Source organism: Microbispora sitophila, assembly GCF_014892245.1.
Classification (GTDB): domain Bacteria; phylum Actinomycetota; class Actinomycetes; order Streptosporangiales; family Streptosporangiaceae; genus Microbispora; species Microbispora siamensis.
The window spans coordinates 45,659-61,878 of sequence record NZ_JADBGC010000025.1 but is presented as its reverse complement, the minus strand read 5'-3'; the positions used below and the strand labels follow the sequence as shown (position 1 = coordinate 61,878).

Sequence of the window (16,220 nt, the reverse complement as noted above, 5' to 3'; positions counted from 1 at the left end):
TTTCCGGGCGGTCGCGGTCAACCGCGAAGTCGTGAACAACGGCGTCCGCAATGGAGGCATCGGATGCATCAACGGCGATTACGCGCAGTCCTGACTCCCCTGGCCCTGGCCGCCTGCCTGGCCGGCGCCGCCGCGGGGACCACGGTCGCGGCACACGCCGCCTCGGCCGCATGCCAGGTCACCTACACCGTCGCTTCGCAGTGGAACGGCGGCTTCAGCGCCAACGTCGCGATCACGAACCTCGGTGATCCGGTCTCGGGCTGGACCCTGCGCTGGACCTTCGGCGCGGGGCAGACCGTCGGGCAGGCGTGGAACGCGAACGTGACACAGAGCGGCAGTGCCGTGACCGCCGCCAACGTGAGCTGGAACGGCTCCCTGGCGACGGGCGCGAGCACCTCCTTCGGATTCAACGGCAGCTGGAACAACACCAGCAACCCGGTGCCGGCCGGGTTCACGCTCAACGGCGTCGCCTGCACGGGCGGGACGACCGCCTCCCCCAGCGTGAGCCCGTCCGCGTCGCCGTCCACGTCGCCCTCGCCATCGGCGTCACCGTCCAGGTCACCGTCGCCGTCGCCGTCCGCGTCGCCCTCGGCGACCACTCCCCCGGCGCGGACGGTGCGGGTCTTCTGGCTCGAGCCCTCCGACGTGGCGTACGACCAGCGATACCCGGACGGCATGGCCAAGGTCCTCCAGGAGGCGCAGCGCTTCTTCAAGCAGGAGCTGGGCAAGACGTTCACGCTGAACAGCCCGGTCGCCGAGGTCGTCAACGGCGACCAGCCGCGCAGCTGGTACGAGAACACCCCCAAGTGCGGTGACAAGTACTGGTGGGCGGTGTGCAACATGCAGGAGGAACTACGCCGCAAGTTCGGCCTCGGCGCGCCCGACAGCCGGTGGATCAACGTCGGCGAGGTCAGCGCCGAGGGCGACGGCGCGGGTGGCGGCGGCGGCAACGGCTGGGTGATCCTCAGCGGCCACGACGCCGACGGCGCGGCCGGCCTCAACGGCCCGATGAACCGGTGGTACGGCGGCATGGTGCACGAACTGGGCCACGCGTTCGGCCTCCCCGACGCCACGTCCACCGACGGAACGTGCATGTCGGCGTCCCTCTACGACTACCCGAACTGTCACTTCAGTCAGGCGCAGAAGAACGCCATCCTCAACGGCCCGTACGGAAGCTTCCTCTCCTGAGGCTCCTTAGGCTCCCGAGGACCGTCGCGGGCGGCGCGATCCGGCGGTCGCGCCGCCCGCGACGCCGTTCGATTAGCGGCACCCGCCGCGTTTCCTTTCGGGAGGCCGAAACAAAATCCGGCCCCTGTGGAAAATGAAATTTACAGCACGGGTTCCGTGTTTCGCCCGACTGCTATGGTCGCTTCCTTTCCATAAATCCCGTGCGATGCCTATTGTTGCGTGCCCCTTTCCCCTCGACCAAAAAGGACATGGTGATGCGACCGACTCGGCTCTTCCTGGGGATGGTGTCCGTCCTCGTCCTGGGCACCACGCTGGCGTTGGGAACGGCGACCCCCGCCGGGGCCGCCGTCGCCTGCACGGTGACGTACAGCACCAACGACTGGGCGGCCGGCTCCGGCGGGGGCGGATTCACCGCCTCCGTCACCATCCAGAACCTGGGCGACCCGGTGAACGGCTGGACGCTCGGCTTCACCTTCCCGAGCGGCGGGCAGAAGGTGACCGAGGGCTGGTCGGCGACCTGGTCGCAGACCGGGCAGAACGTCACGGCCAAGAGCTTGGACTGGAACGCCGCTCTGGCCAAGGGCTCGTCGGTGAGCCTCGGCTTCAACGGCACGTGGTCGGGGACGAACCCGAAGCCGTCGGCGTTCACCCTCAACGGCGCGGCCTGCACCGGCGTCGCGCAGTCCCCCACCCCCAGCGGCACGCCCAGCCCGTCCGTCACGCCGAGCCGCACCCCCTCGCCGTCCCCGTCCCCCACGCCGACCCGGTCGCCCAGCCCGTCGCCCACGCCGAGTCCGGGCGGGAACGCCTGGAACCCTCCGGCCAACCTCGTCACCCCGCTCAACGAGGTGTGGCGGCACGAGGAGACGACGTACACCGACCTGTACGGGTTCAAGAACTACATCTGGGACCAGATCATGGCGGGCCGCGGGAGCATCAACTACTGCGTCCGGTGGGACTCCTCCGCGACCGTGTCGGCCTCCCTGCGCGACCGCATCCAGGCCAGCCTCGCCCGCTCGTTCAACAAGTGGATCGACCAGCTCGAAGGCTGGAACGGCTGGCCGTACCCGGACGTGAACGTGAAGGTCGTCGGCTGGGCCGTACGGGACCGGAACCAGCTGCAGTGGATCGACAACTCGGTCGACGTCTACGTGGGTGACATCAACGAGGGCGCGCCGCAGTGCAGCCCGCCCTGCGGCCGGTTCTTCCACCAGAACGGCGACTACTCCGGCTGCCCGGGCGGCGCGGCGCACCACTACGACATGTCCCTGTGGCTCACCGCGGGCATGACCGGCGGCGCGGGCGGCGACTGGGGCCAGCGGATCGGCAGCGAGTATTACGTGGGCGCGCTCGACAGCGAGAACATCCACATCCTCCTGCACGAGATAGGCCACGGATTCGGGCTCGACGACTTCTACGACTGGACGCCGACCGGCGTGTGCTGCTTCATCATGAACGCCGGCTCCGCGACGCAGATCACGGAGTTCGACAAGTGGATGCTGCGCGACTGGTGGCGCCACCTCAAGAGCCGCTACGGCTACTAGAAGGCCCTGAAGATCTTGTGCTGGTCGCTGTCCAGCCGCGCGAAGACGAACGCCGGTAACCGGTAAAGCGTCACGCCGGCCCGCCGACGTCGCGGGCGATCCAGCCGGGGTGTCGAAGCGTACGGGAGCGGCACCACCAGCGCCGACAGATGGGCCTCCCAAGCTTTCGGGCTCGGCGGCACCGATCTGCTTCCCGCACTGCTCACGCAACTCGTCGAAGATGCCCTCACCTTGCATCACCTCGTGGATGATCCGTGCTTCTGCCCTGGTGGCCCCGGTCCGAGGTATCCGGACCGGGGCCGCTTGCTGTAACCAGAACAGGCATCGCCCCGAACGCGTCACCGCCGCCGGGGTCAGGGCAAGGCCCGGTCAGGCCTGCGGAGTGGCGAGGAGCTCCCGGGCCAGCCGCACCGCGCCGTCGACCGGGTCTGCGTCGAGCAGCATGAGGGGGAGATCCGGGTGGCTCTTGCCCAGCGCGTCGGCCAGGGCGGTGAACAGTCGGGGTTGCGTGGTGAGCACCCCACCCGCCGCGACCACCGCCGTGGCCGACGCCCCACGGGCGATCAGCGTCTCGACCAGCTTCGCCAGCGCCCGTCCCCCCTCCTCGATGACCTGCAGCGCGACGCCCGACCCCTCCTGCGCCGCACGGAAGACGACGGGAGCGTGACGGCCCCACTCCTCCGCGCTGGGCGAGCGGGTCAGCGCGTGCGACAGCCCCGGCACCTCGTCGGTCTGGAAGGCCGCGAGCAGGCCCCCCGCCAGCTCGTCCGGTGGGAGGCCCGCGTCGTGCCGCAGGCAGGTGGCCCGCACCGCCTCGCGTACGAGCCCGGCGGCCGATCCCTCGTCGCCGAGCGCCCATCCCCAGCCCCCGGCGAGGAGGGGCTCGCCGTCGGGACCCGTGCCCGCGGCGACCGACCCCGTTCCGGCGATCACGCCGATCGCCCCCGGGACGCCGGCCGCGTACGGCAGGAGGTGGGCGTCGTTGACCACCCGCACCGGGACCGTGAGCCTCGCGCTCAGCAGGCCGCGCAACCTCCGGCACAGGGACGCGCTGTCACACCCGTGCGCGCCCACGCCCAGGGCGTCGAACGGCACCCCCCACGCGCGCAGGTCCGACACCAGCCATTCAGCCAGGTCGTCCATGTCCGAGCCCAGCTCGCTGGCCACGACGCGGTCCGCGACGAGGCCCTCCTCCCCGGCCGCACGCCAGTGGGTCTTCGTCCCGCCCACGTCGACACCGACGGCGATGCGGCTCATGCGGTCTCCGCGGCGAGGGTGTCCACCTTCGTGTCGTCCATCGAGAACAGGAACTCACCCACCGGAACGTTCCGCGCGGCGGCCACCTTGACGACGAGCCGCTGGAGCACGGCGTTCTCGACGATCGCGCGAGCCACCGGGGCGAGCCGCGGGATCTCCACGTGCGGGACCGGCGCCGCGCAGGGGCCCACGTAGAGAACCCGGTGGCCGGCCTCGGCCAGTTGCAGGGCCAGCGCCGCCTCGCGCTCGTCCCCGACGACGATGTGCGCGGTGCGGCCGGCCGACTCCATCGGCCCGTGGAGATACTGCCGGGTCTCGTACGCCGTGGCGGGAAGCCGGCAGGCCTCGCGCAGCATCAGGGCGCCCTCCTCGGCGGCGGTCAGCGACGCCCCCGCTCCGACGACGTCGGCGGCGACGCTCTCCGCGACGCCCTCGACGAGGGCGTCCACGGTGTCATCGGCCCGCCCGGCGGTCTCGTCCAGGTGGTCCGACAGCGACTGCCACACGTCGGCCGGCCCGCCGAGCGCCCACGTGTCGGCCAGCATCCCGAGGGCGGCGAGCGTGACGGTGAAGCCGGAGGTGGACACCTTGGAATCGGGGACCGTCCCGCAGCTCAGCACGGTGCCCGCCAGTTCGGCCAGCGGGGACGCGGCGATGTTGACCACGGCCAGCCGCCGCGCCGCCTCCACCTCCCGCAGGGCGTCGATCGTCTCCGCGCTGCGTCCCGACTGGGACACCCCCGCCACCAGGTCGACGTCGGCGGCCGGGATGGACGCCGGGATCTCCCCGTATCCGGCCCTGCTCGCCCAGATGCCGTACGCGCGCAGTTGGTGCACGCAGGCCGCGAGCGCGGCGTGGCTGGCGCCCATGGCCACGAACAGCGGGCGGCGCGGCGCGGGCCAGGAACCCGTGAGCTGCTCGCGCAGGGTGCGCACCGCGGAGGCCAGCGCCTCGGGCTGCCGGTCGAGCGCGTCGGACATGGAGATGTCGTGGGACATCGAACCTTCTCTCAAAACCGAGGGTTACTTGACGGCACCCGCGGCCAGCCCGCGGGTGATGTGCTTCTGGAAGATCAGCGCGATGAGCACCGGCGGCACGGCGGCGAGCAGGCCGCCCGCGGCCATCAGGCCGAAGTCGAGGCTGTAGCGGCCGGTGAACTCGGCCAGCGCCACGGGAACCGTCTTCGACGCCGGGGACGAGGTGAAGATGAGCGCGTAGAAGAACTCGTCCCACGCCATGAGGAACGCCAGGAGTCCGGCGGAGATGAGGCCCGGACGCGCCACCGGCAGCACCACCCGGATCAGCGCGCCGACCCGGCCGCACCCGTCGATGCGGGCGGCCTCCTCGAGTTCGGCCGGCAGGGCGCGGAAGTAGCCGGACAGCAGCCACAGGACGAAGGGCGTGGTGAAGGAGCAGTAGACCACGACGAGCGAGGTCCGCGTGTCGAGCAGGCCGAGCGCGGCGCCGGTCATGTACATGGGCACCACGAGGGCCAGCGGCGGCATCATGTACGTCAACATGAAGACGAACAGCACCAGCCTGCGCCCGGGGAACCGCAGCCGCGCGAACGCGTAGGCGCCGAGCACGCCGGTCACCAGGCTCACCGCGACGCTGCACCCGGCGACGACCAGCGAGTTGACCAGGGCCACCCGGAAGTCGCCGGCGACCCCGCCGGCCGCCTGCGTGAAGATCGCCGCGTAGCGGTCCAGCGTTGGCGAGTCCGGCCACAGGTCGGGCGGCTTGCCGAGCAGGCCGGCCTGCGGGGACACGCTGGCGAGCAGCAGCAGGGCGAACGGCCCGAGGACGACGACGGCCAGCAGCGCGCCGCACAGGTACATCGCGGGGCGGTAGAAGCGAGAGGGTCTCACGCCGTTCCCCCCGAGTCGGTACGGAGCATGCGCAGATACACCAGCGACAGCACGAAGATGAACAGCACGGTGAGGTAGGCGGCCGCGGAGCCGAGGCTGAACTCCTGGTTGGAGAACGCCTGCAGGTAGGTGTAGAAGGCGATCGTGGTGGTCCCGGAGTCGGGGCCGCCCCTGGTCATGATGTAGATGATGTCGAAGACCTTGAACGCCTCGATGGTGCGCAGCACCAGGACCACCGCGATCGCCGGTTTGAGCATCGGGATCGTGATGGACAGGAACCGGCGCACCGCCCCGGCGCCGTCCATGGCCGCCGCCTCGTAGACGTCGTCGCCGATGGTCTGCATCGAGGCGAGCAACAGGATCGCCACCAGGGGCGTGGTCTTCCAGGCGTCGACCAGCGCGACCACGAACAGCGCCTGCGTCGGGCCGCCGATCCAGTCCTTGTAGGAGTCGAGCAGGCCGAGGTGCATGAGGAGGCCGTTGAGCGCGCCGTACTCGGGGTGGAGGATCCACCGCCACATGTTGGCGCTGACGATGGTGGGCAGCGCCCAGGCCAGGACCACGAGGCTGCGGAAGAACCACTGACCGCGGATGCGCTGGTTGAGGAACTGCGCGAGCAGCAGGCCGACCACGAGTTCCACCGCCGTGGAGAAGACGGTGAACACCGCGGTGCGCCACACCGTGGCCCAGAACTCGGAGTTCGACAGCAGCGCCGTGTAGTTCGACAGCCCGGAGAACGTGAACTCCGTCTGCAGTGCCGAGGTGGCGTCGACGAGGCTGAGCACCAGCGTGCGGCCCATGGGATACAGGACGACGCCGAACACGACGATCATCGCCGGGGCCAGCAGCGCCAGGGCGAGCGGCCACTGGCGTTCGACCTTCCCCCGTCTCGGCCCGGCCACCGGCGGCGCCGTGGCTGTGGGGCGTCGCGCTGTCAGGGACACGGTCAGCCCCCGATGATGTGGTTGACCTTGGCCGCGGCGTCGGAGAGCGCCTGGGCCGCGGGTGTGCCGCCGACCAGGCAGGACTGCAGCCCGGCCTGGATCTCCTGGCTCACCGCGTTGTACTGCACGACCTGGGGGCGCTCGATCAGCGAGCCGTACTGGGCCTTGTCGGCCGCCACGAGCGGCGCCTGCGCCCCGCTCGTGAGCTTCGGGTCCTCGTAGGCGCTGTCCCACACCGGCAGCGACCTCTCGACGTACTGGAGCTGGTTCTCCTTGCCGCACAGGAAGGCGACGAGCTGCCACGCGGCGTCGGGGTGCTTGGAAGTCGCGGTGACCGACAGGCCCATCGACCCGTCGACCGCCGGGCCCTGGCCGCCGGGCCCCTTGGGGCTGACCGCGGGCTTCAGCTCTCCGACGATCTTCGACTGCTTCGGGTCGTTGGACTCGCTGTACATGTAGTCCCAGTTGAGCGCGATCGCCGCGTCGCCCTGGACGACGACCTTCTTGACGTCGTCCTCCAGGAGCTTGGTCGAGGAGGGCGCGCTGAGCCCTTCGTCGAGCGTGCGCTTCATCCACTCCAGCGCCTGCAGCCCGCCCCCCTGATGGAAGGCGGCCTTGCCCGCGTCGTCGAGGAAACGGCCGCCGAACGCGCCGAGAAGCTGCGCGTAGTCGCAGATCATCGCCTCGGCGTGCGCCCAGCTCCAGACCAGCGGATGCTCGACGACCTTCTTGGCCTTCAGCGTCCTGGCGGCCTCGAGCACGCCGTCCCAGGTCGCCATGGCCGTCTCGTCGACCCCGGCGTCCTTCAGCATGCGGGTGTTGTAGAAGAAGAGCTTCCCGCCGGGTATCCACGGCATCCCGTACTTGCGGTCCTTGTACGTGATGGAGCCGAGCGTGCCGGGCAGGATGTCGTCCAGCCAGGCCTGCTGATAGCGGTCGGTGACGTCGAGCAGCATGTTCTTGCTGGCCAGCTCCGCCGGCCAGATGCAGTCGATCAGCACGACGTCGTACGTGCCGGCAGGCGCCGAGATGACGATCTTGTCGTGCAGGGCCTCGTACGCGACGAAGGTCGGCTGGACCGTGATGTCCGGGTGGGCCTTCCGGAACGCCGCGAGCATGCCGCGGATGTCGTCTTCGCTGTAGCTGGCCTGCTTCATGAACAGGGCGTTCAGCGTGACGGGACCCGAGGAGCCGCCGCTGCCGCGGGAAGGTCCGGACACGGCGCAACCGGGCAGGACCGCGGCCGCGCCGAGGACGAGCGGCAGGCTCAGGAGCCTCCGGCGTGAGATCGAGTGCATAACCAGCCTCCAGTTAGTTAGGTCATTTACCTAACGAAGTGGGCTAGGATATGTCAAGGGCAGGTACGAAAGGATCAAGCGGAAGCGGAAGCGGGAGCTGCGGGGACCGGATGACATCACTGAGCACGAGTGCACGGGCGGTGCTGGCGGAGCTCACCCGGCGCGGCCGGGCCACCCGGCCCCAGATCAGCCAGGCGTTGAGCCTGTCCAAACCCACCGTCTCCACGGCGATGTCGGAGCTCGAAGAGCTCGGACTCGTGCGGGAGGACGGCTCCGTCCAGGGCCACACCGGCCGGTCGGCGCTGCTGTGGCGCATCGGCGAGGGGGCCGGTCACGTGCTGGGCGTCGACGTCGGCGTCACCCGCACACGCATCCACGCGCACGCGCTCAGCGGCGAGCGGCTGCTGGGCGTCAGCCGCGACGTCACATCCCCGGCGTCCCGGTCCGGCACGGCGGACCTGACGGCCAGCGCCGACGCCGCGGGCGCGCTCCTGCGCGAGACGCTGCCGCGGCTCGGCGACAGCGGGCCGCTGCGGCAGATCGTGATCGCGCTCCCGACCGTCGTGACCGACAGGGACCCCGCCGCCGCCTCGCAGTCGCCCGAGGTGCACGACATGCTCAAGGCGCTGGCCCTCCCCCAGGCCCCGCTGCTGCTGGAGAACAACGTCAACTGCGCGGCCGTCGCCGAGGGGAACCTCGGCGTGGCGCAGGGCGCCGCGCAGTTCGCGTACGTGCAGGCGGGTGTCCGGATAGGAGCGGCGCTGGTGCTCGGCGGGCGGCTACTCCGCGGGGCGTCCGGCTGGGCCGGTGAGGTCGCCCACCTGCCCTTCCCCTGGGACGCCGGCCAGGAGCCCGTCCCCGAGGGCCTCGAACGCTTCCTCGGCGCCGAGGATCTGCTGCTGCGTGCGGCGGCCGCGTGGCCGGCGTCGGAGGGAGAGCCGCCCACGAGCGCCGAGGAGCTGTTCCGGCGCGCCGGCGAGGGCTGCCCGCCGGCGCAGCGCGCCGTGACCGAGCACGCCACGCAGGTCGGGCGGCTGGTCGTCGCGGTCGTCGCGCTACTCGATCCCGGCCTGGTGGTGCTCGGCGGCGGCGTGGGCTCCAACCCGCTCCTCGTTCAGGGCGTCCAGGAGACCCTGAGCACCCTGTCCATCCCCGTCGAGATCCGCCGGAGCGGCCTGGGGGCGACGGCCACCGTCGAGGGCGCCGCGGTGCTCGCCCGCGAGCAGGCCCTGCACCGGCTGATCCACGCCTGACCTCCTGCCCCATGCCCGGGCCTCCGCCATCGCGGCGGCTGCTCGGACGCGTGAGGTGCGGCCGGCCGGCCGGGAGACCGGCCGGCCGCGAGTGGCGGGCTACTTGCCGGGTTCGCCGACGAAGGTCAGGTAACTGGAGTCGCCCCGGCCCGAGATGCCCGAATTGGGCCCCAGGACCACGGGACCCGCCGGCATTCGCTTCTCGAAGACGACGAGCGGCACGTCCTGGCGGTCGGCGGGGATCTCCCACTTCGACAGGTCGCCCGAGAAGTCGTCGTCGAAGAGCACGGCGCCCTGGGGCGAGCTGACCTTGACGCTGTCGTACTCGCCGATGTCGCTGCCGCCGAGGTTGAAACCGACCCGTCCGCGCGCGAAGGTGCCGTCGGTCCGGTCGTCGACCAGCTTGCCGTCGACGAAGGTGCGCAGGCGGTCGCCGATCGCCTCGATCCGCAGCGTGTACTCGTTCCCGGCCGCGGGCTCGATCGGGACGACCGAGCCGATGAGCGTGGAGCGGCCGCCGACCACCGTGCTCACGCGCAGCTGTCCGAGGCCGCCCGGGCTTCCGAGCGGGCCCCCGATGTTCCACACGTAGCCGTTGCTTCGGTCCGGGGCCCTGAACATCACGCTCGCGCCCACCTGGATCTGGCGGACCTTCACCTCGATGATCTGGTCACCCCAGTCCGCCCCGGCACGCGAGAGGGTCGCTCCGCCGCCCGAGACCCGCAGCCTGCCGCCGTCGACGATCTCGGCCCTGCGCAGGAACTCGCGCTTGCCGACGGTCATGCCGGTCCGCGTGAAGCCCTGGTCCCGCAGCCAGGACGGCCACCATGTGCCCTCGCCCCGCCCGTCGAAGGCGACGTACACCGGCGCGGGCCTGGCCAGGTCGAGCGTCAGGTAGTCGGCCGGGGCGTTCCGGGACGCGTCGCCGTTGGCTCCCCTGACCAGGGTCGATCCGGCGAGCGCGGACGGAAGCGACGTGATCTGGTCGCTGCGGTCGACGTACGCCGCGACGCCCTCCTTCGCCGTCACGAGCGGGTGGAGCTTCTCTGGCGCGATGACGGACACGGCGTCGCTGCGGATCTGCGGCGTGGTCCGCGGGACACCGAGCGTCTGGGTGCCCAGACGCTTGACCGCGCCCGCCCGCCGGCCCCGGACCTGTTGGAACCGGAAGGAGTCGTGCGGCCGGTCGGCCCGCTCCAGCACGTACGACTTCCCGGCCTCGACGCGCGCCGAGATGACGGCGTCACGGGTGGGAGTCACCACGGGCCCGCCTCCGGACCTGCCGTCCTCGACCAACCGCACCGGCGTCCCCGGCCAGGGGTTCTTGATCTTCAGCGTGTCCGCCGATCCGGCCTGGATGCCGACCAGAGTCGGCGTGCCCCGGTTCACCTGGGTGCTGACCCGGTGGCCACCGGCGATCACGACCGTCCCGTCGACGGTCCAGTCGTCCGGCAGCGCGGTCGCGATCCGCACCGTCCCGTCGCCGGCCTGGACGAGGGCGTCCTGCAGGGCGTTGGCCACCACCGCGTTCCACGAGCTGTACATGTTGTGGATCGACGCGGGGTCGTCGTTGCGGCCGTGCCCCGAGAAGCCGTTCGGGAACTTCTGCAGATCGGCGGTGCCCTGGACGAGCAGTCGCTTCATGTCGGCGGCGCGACCGAGGTCGGCGGCCCAGATCGGCGACTCGTCCCACTCCCGGGTGAGCGGGAAGACGCGTTCCGCGAAGGTGTCCTGCATGACCGTGGAGTCGGGGCCGACCAGCCCCCAGGGGCTGAGCGGCTCCATGTCGGTGTTCTGGGTGTTCTTCGCCGGCTCGTTCGTGGCGGACCAGGCGTACACCTTCTTGCCGTCGCGTGTGGTGGTGGGCGGCTCGGGCAGCTTCCGCACCGCTGCGCGCAGCCGGCCTGCCAGGTCACCGTCGCCGCGAGCGTCGGCGAGGCCGGCGATGACCGGGAACATGACCTTCATGCCCGCGAGGTCGGGCATGGGGTCCGTGGCGTCCCATTGGGTCTCGAACGAGTTGGCGTGTGCGAGGTGCAGGAGCCCGTCGTCACCTTCCTCGAGCAGGGAGAGGGAGAACTTCGCGACCTCGCTCATCAGGGGATAGCCCCGGTCCAGGACGGAGGCGTCGCCCGTGAACCGATACTGGCGCCACAGGTCGTGCGCCACTTCGAGGCCACCGGTGAGGATCCGGTTCGTCCACGTGGGCGCGGCTCCGCCGACGCACCCGTCCGGTGTGCCGTCGAAGCGCAGCAGCTCGGGCACGCACACGCCCTCGGCGCCCGGCCAGTGGCTCTCGGTCCACGCCTTCATCTGCGCCAGGTGCGAGGTGTAGAGGTTGAGGTACGGCCCGTTGAAGCCGGCGGTCCCCGCTCCGTAGTTGGCGTTGACCTGCTGGCGCAGGTTGAAATGGAACCAGGTCGAGGGCGAGACCGGCGTGTCCTGCCAGGGGTAGAGCATGTTGGCGGCGCCCGCCTGGCCCGTCGGCAGGTCGCCTCGCTGGGTGGCCGCCGTCGTGTAGAGCTGCTGGGCGCGAAGAGCCTCGAAGTACTCGCCGGTGCCGTCCGGGGATGTGATCTTCATCGGCGCGGCCTGCTTCCAGAAACCGTGCCACCAGTCCAGGTGTGCCGCGTCGACCCGGTCCTGGGTCGCACCCTCCACCGCCTGGCGGCCGGCCTTGCCGACGTCGCCGCCCGTGTACGAAGGAACCCCCACGACGATGCGATAACTGCCGTCGGCGCGTGGCGTGAAGGTCAGCCGGACCGTGTTCGCGTCGACCACCGCCGCGCTCACGTCGCGCGCGTCCGCGGTGATGGCGGCCACGGCTCCGGTCGTCCTCCCGGATGCGGAATCGGTGAAGGTCTCCGCGAGCGCGCCGATCCCGCCCTCGGCATAGGTGGTGGGGTTGCGCCCGTCCCAGAGGTCGAGGTCGGCGGTCTGCTCCTTTCCGGGCTTGGCGCCGGTGACCTCCAGCACGAGCTGGTCGCGGTCGGCGCGGACGAAGGTGCGCGCCGTCATGCCCCTCCCGCTCTGCTCAAGCACGGCGTCGGCCAGGTTCAGCCGCCCCCGATAGTCGGGCGCGCCGGCGAGTTCGAAGAGCCCGGGCACGACGAGCCGACCGGCCGACTTCAGGCCGGGGAACGTGTCGTTGCGGTTGAGCTGGGCGGTGAAGCCGTCCTGCGACCACACCGCCGCACCGAGACGGCCGTTCCCCAGGGGCATGCTCTGGTAGTCGCGCCAGGCCGGGCCCTCGAGCACCAGGTCGGAGCGCGACACCACGGCGGCGCTGTCCACCTGGAACGCCCCGTCCCGCCACGCTGAGGTGGCCTTCTGATCCGCGGTCGAGGCCGCCGGCGCGGCGCCCCAGGCGGGAGGACCGGCCGCGATGGCCGCCGTCACGGTGACCGCGACCGCGACCGCCATCGTGGTCAACGCCTTGCCCATGGGGCACCACCCTTGCAGTCAAACGTTTGACTAATGAGCGTCATGGGCAGCATGATTGTCGATCAATCGTTTGACTGCAAGAGTCACCTTTGCGACCTCGCGCAAAAGGCGAATCTCACCCGGCCGGACATCCTGGGGTGTCGTGGTCCGGCACGGGGACCGGCTCAACCATCGATGGCCGGGGCGCCGATCCCCCGCACGTCATCGGCCCTGGTCCCGGGTGTGGTCACGCGTGTGGTCACGGGTCTGCTCACGGGCGCGGTCACGGACCGGGGCCGACACGCTCCGCCGGACGGCGTGGTCGAGCACGCCGTGGTCGTAGGCGGTCTCGGCGTGCAGCGCCAGGTCGACGCCGGACACCTCGTCCTCCTCGCTGACGCGGAAACCCATCAGCCGGTGGATCAGCTTGCCGATCCCGTAGGTGACCGCGAAGGCGTACAGCGCGACCACCGGGACCGCGATCGCCTGCTTGCCGAGCTGGGCCAGGCCGCCGCCGTACAGCAGGCCCCGGGGGCCGTCGGCGCCGGTGAGCGTGCGGGTGGCCAGCAGCCCGATGAGCAGGGTGCCGACGATGCCCCCGACCAGATGCACGCCGACCACGTCGAGGGAGTCGTCGTAGCCGTGCCGGAACTTCCAGCCGACCGCCTGCGAGCAGATCATGCCCGCGGCCAGGCCGATCGCCAGGGCGCCCAGCACGTCGACCGAGCCGCACGACGGTGTGATCGCGACCAGCCCGGCCACGACGCCCGAGGCGACCCCGAACGTGGTGGGGTGGCCGTCGCGGCGCTGCTCCACCAGCAGCCAGCCCAGCAGGCCGGTGCATCCCGCGGCCAGGGTGTTGAGGAAGACGGCGGCGGCGGTGCCGTCCGCGGCCAGCGCGGAACCGGCGTTGAATCCGAACCAGCCGAACCACAGCAGCCCGGCGCCGAGCAGCACCAGGGGCAGGTTGTGCGGTCGCATGGCCTCGGCCTTGAACCCGATCCGCGGCCCGAGCACCAGCGCCAGGGCGAGCCCGGAGGCCCCCGAGGTGATCTCCACGACCAGGCCGCCCGCGTAGTCGAGAGTGCCCATGGCGTGGATCCAGCCGCCGGGGCCCCACACCCAGTGGGCGATGGGCGCGTAGACCACGAGCGCCCACACCGGGACGAAGACCATCCAGGCCGAGAAGCGGGCCCGGTCCGCGATGGCGCCGCTGATCAGCGCCGCGGTGATGACGGCGAACGTGAGCTGAAACGTCGCGAACAGCAGCGTCGGCACCTGCCCGGTGACCGACCCTGTGGTGATGTCGTGCAGCCCCACGTGGGCCAGGCCGCCGATCAGTCCCCCGATGTCGGGGCCGAACGCCAGGCTGTATCCGGCGGCCAGCCAGACGAGGGTGACCAGGGCGATCGAGACGAAGCTCATCATGATCATGTTGAGCACGCTCTTGGCCCGGACCATCCCGCCGTAGAAGAAGGCCAGGCCCGGCGTCATCAGCAGGACGAGCGCGGTACAGGCCAGGAGCCAGGCGGTGGCGCCGCCATCTACCTTCACCGGCATGATCGCCTCACACTCCTCACGATGGTCGTCCGCAGGTTCCGCCACGGGCGCACCATGAGACTCACCGTTGGCCGTTTCATGGCGTATTCGGGAGTGTTACTGCGATGTTTCTTATTGCGAGCGCGTTACCGGCTTCTCACCGAACCATGCTCGACGAGTTCTTCGGCCAGGAGCTCCCGGACGCGCCGCCAGGCGTCATCGGCCGCCGCGGCGTCGAAGGTATCGCGGCGGTCGCAGAGGAACCCGTGACCGACGTCGGCATATTCGACGATCTCATGGCGTACGGCGGCGGCCCGCAGCGCGTCCGCGATCATCCGGCGGTGGTCCGGCGGAACGACGTGGTCCTCGGTGCCCACGAGGAGCAGCACGCGCCCGGTGATGCCGGGGGTCAGCGCGAGCGTCGGTTCCGGACGGCTGAGGGGGATGTCGGCGGCCGGGATCCAGCCGCCGTAGACGACGGCCACCGCCGCGAGGTCCAGGCGGGTGGCCGCGAGGTAGGCCACGTGGCCTCCGAGGCTCAGGCCGACCATGCCGACGCGCGCGCAGCCACGCGTCCGCAGGTGATCCATGGCGGCGCGCACGTCGTGCACCACCTGGTCCCGCGTCAGCCGGTGCAGAAGATCGAAGCCGCGCTCGCGGCCCGCCGCGTCGTGCGGGAGTTCGATCCCGGGGGCGACGCGGTGGTAGAGGTCCGGCGCCATCGCGACGTAACCGTCCAAGGCGAGCCGCTCGCAGACGTCGCGGACGTGGGCGCTGACGCCGAAGAGCTCCATCGCCACCACGACGCCGGGAAAGGGCCCGGGGCCGGCCGGGCGGGCGAGGAAGGCGCCCATCCGCGACCCGTCGGCGACGGTCGTCTCAACCGATTCGGTGAGGATCCGGTGCGGAGCACGCGAAGATCGTGTAGTCACGAGACGACGCTAACGTCGCCCGATAGTCGTAACCACAGGACGTTCATGCTAGTAACGGCAGTATCAGGATCACCATGACCGATGACGTCGATCCCGCACGGCCGAGGGAACTGGGCGATTTCCTGCGCTCCCGGAGAAACCGCCTGCGCCCCGCCGACGTCGGGCTTCCCTCGGGCGCCCGGCGCCGTACACCCGGCCTGCGGCGGGAGGAGGTCGCCACACTGGCGGCGATCTCCCCGACCTACCTCGCGTTCCTCGAGCAGGGCCGGGACGTGCGCCCCTCGCGTCAGGTCCTCGACGCGCTGGCCGGCGCTCTGCGCCTCGGCGCCGCCGAGCGCGCGCACCTGTACGAGCTCGTCCACCCTGCCGCGCCACCGGTCGTCGCGCCCGGAGGGGAGAGCCTTCCACCCGCCGTCGCGGCGCTCGTCGACCGGCTCGACCCGTGTCCCGCCTACGTCACGGGACGGCGCTGGGACGTGCTCGCGGCCAACCGCGCCGCCCGGGCGCTGTGGACCGACTGGCTCCTGCTGGCGCCCGACGCCCGCAACATGCTCTGGTGGATGTTCACCGACCCGGCCGCGCGAACCGTCTTCGTCGAGTGGGAACAGGAGGCCTCCGCGCTGCTCGCGCGCTTCCGCTCCGCTGCCGCCCGCCACCCCGGCGACCACGGCTTCGAGGAGTTGACCGCGCGGCTCACGGCCGCCAGCCCTGAGGTACGCGCGTGGTGGCCGCGGCACGACATCGCGCCGCTGAGTTCGGGCACCAAGAGACTGCGGCATCCGCTCCTCGGCGAGCTCGAACTGCGGCACGTCGTCCTCCTCACCGCCGACGACGTCGAGCAGAAGCTCGTCGCCTTCCTCGCCGCGGATTCCGACCAGGCGCGGATCGCGGAGCTGATCGCCTCCGGGTAGCGGCCCGGCGGGCTCCTCCCCCGGTCCTGCATCATGGGAGGAGACCCTGCCGACGCCCGATGT

Annotated in this window: 12 protein-coding genes; 4 read left to right on the top strand and 8 right to left on the bottom strand. The window is 71.2% G+C overall.

What is annotated here, in order from left to right; all coding sequences use genetic code 11:
- The first annotated feature begins 63 nt into the window (after positions 1 to 63).
- The gene (locus IL992_RS35600; RefSeq protein ID WP_193207704.1) at positions 64 to 1,188 is read left to right on the top strand and encodes a cellulose-binding domain-containing protein; all 1,125 of its coding nucleotides are present in this window, start codon (positions 64 to 66) and stop codon (positions 1,186 to 1,188) included.
- A 254-nt stretch (positions 1,189 to 1,442) separates the two neighbouring features.
- Entirely contained in the window at positions 1,443 to 2,732 is a 1,290-nt protein-coding gene (locus IL992_RS35595) for a cellulose-binding domain-containing protein (protein ID WP_226874352.1), read from the top strand.
- A gap of 369 nt (positions 2,733 to 3,101) precedes the next feature.
- On the opposite strand, the gene IL992_RS35590 is transcribed toward IL992_RS35595, so the two are convergent.
- The 5 genes from IL992_RS35590 to IL992_RS35570 are packed head-to-tail and all read right to left on the bottom strand — an operon-like array spanning position 3,102 to position 8,099.
- Positions 3,102 to 3,989: an N-acetylglucosamine kinase gene (locus IL992_RS35590; protein WP_193207702.1), complete on the bottom strand. Its 888-nt coding sequence runs from the start codon at positions 3,987 to 3,989 to the stop codon at positions 3,102 to 3,104.
- Positions 3,986 to 4,987: an SIS domain-containing protein gene (locus IL992_RS35585; protein WP_193207701.1), complete on the bottom strand. Its 1,002-nt coding sequence runs from the start codon at positions 4,985 to 4,987 to the stop codon at positions 3,986 to 3,988. Before IL992_RS35585 ends, IL992_RS35590 begins: the two co-directional genes overlap by 4 nt.
- Before the next feature lie 24 nt (positions 4,988 to 5,011).
- On the bottom strand, positions 5,012 to 5,857 hold the full coding sequence (locus tag IL992_RS35580; protein ID WP_204049487.1) for a carbohydrate ABC transporter permease: 846 nt from the start codon (positions 5,855 to 5,857) through the stop codon (positions 5,012 to 5,014).
- Complete coding sequence (locus tag IL992_RS35575) at positions 5,854 to 6,759, bottom strand: carbohydrate ABC transporter permease (protein WP_319019037.1); 906 nt, start codon at positions 6,757 to 6,759, stop codon at positions 5,854 to 5,856. The genes IL992_RS35580 and IL992_RS35575 overlap by 4 nt, the downstream gene beginning before the upstream one ends.
- Before the next feature lie 44 nt (positions 6,760 to 6,803).
- Positions 6,804 to 8,099, bottom strand: a complete 1,296-nt coding sequence (locus IL992_RS35570) for an ABC transporter substrate-binding protein (RefSeq protein WP_193207700.1) — start codon at positions 8,097 to 8,099, stop codon at positions 6,804 to 6,806.
- Between the two features lie 110 nt (positions 8,100 to 8,209).
- Here IL992_RS35570 and IL992_RS35565 point away from each other — a divergent pair, with 110 nt between their 5' ends.
- Positions 8,210 to 9,352: an ROK family transcriptional regulator gene (locus IL992_RS35565; protein WP_193207699.1), complete on the top strand. Its 1,143-nt coding sequence runs from the start codon at positions 8,210 to 8,212 to the stop codon at positions 9,350 to 9,352.
- A 99-nt stretch (positions 9,353 to 9,451) separates the two neighbouring features.
- Here IL992_RS35565 and IL992_RS35560 read toward each other — a convergent pair whose 3' ends face one another.
- The 3 genes from IL992_RS35560 to IL992_RS35550 all read right to left on the bottom strand — a co-directional run bounded on the left by IL992_RS35560 (position 9,452) and on the right by IL992_RS35550 (position 15,246).
- Positions 9,452 to 12,796, bottom strand: coding sequence for a glycosyl hydrolase family 95 catalytic domain-containing protein (locus tag IL992_RS35560; protein ID WP_193207698.1), 3,345 nt, complete (start codon positions 12,794 to 12,796; stop codon positions 9,452 to 9,454).
- Positions 12,797 to 12,997: 201 nt separating this feature from the next.
- Positions 12,998 to 14,335, bottom strand: a complete 1,338-nt coding sequence (locus IL992_RS35555) for an ammonium transporter (RefSeq protein ID WP_193207697.1) — start codon at positions 14,333 to 14,335, stop codon at positions 12,998 to 13,000.
- Between the two features lie 125 nt (positions 14,336 to 14,460).
- Entirely contained in the window at positions 14,461 to 15,246 is a 786-nt protein-coding gene (locus IL992_RS35550; protein WP_319019036.1) for a dienelactone hydrolase family protein, read from the bottom strand.
- A gap of 74 nt (positions 15,247 to 15,320) precedes the next feature.
- Between IL992_RS35550 and IL992_RS35545 the strand changes: the two genes are divergently transcribed.
- Positions 15,321 to 16,157 (top strand): helix-turn-helix transcriptional regulator, encoded by an 837-nt coding sequence (locus tag IL992_RS35545; protein ID WP_193207696.1) that lies wholly within the window; start codon positions 15,321 to 15,323, stop codon positions 16,155 to 16,157.
- The last annotated feature ends 63 nt before the right edge of the window (positions 16,158 to 16,220 follow it).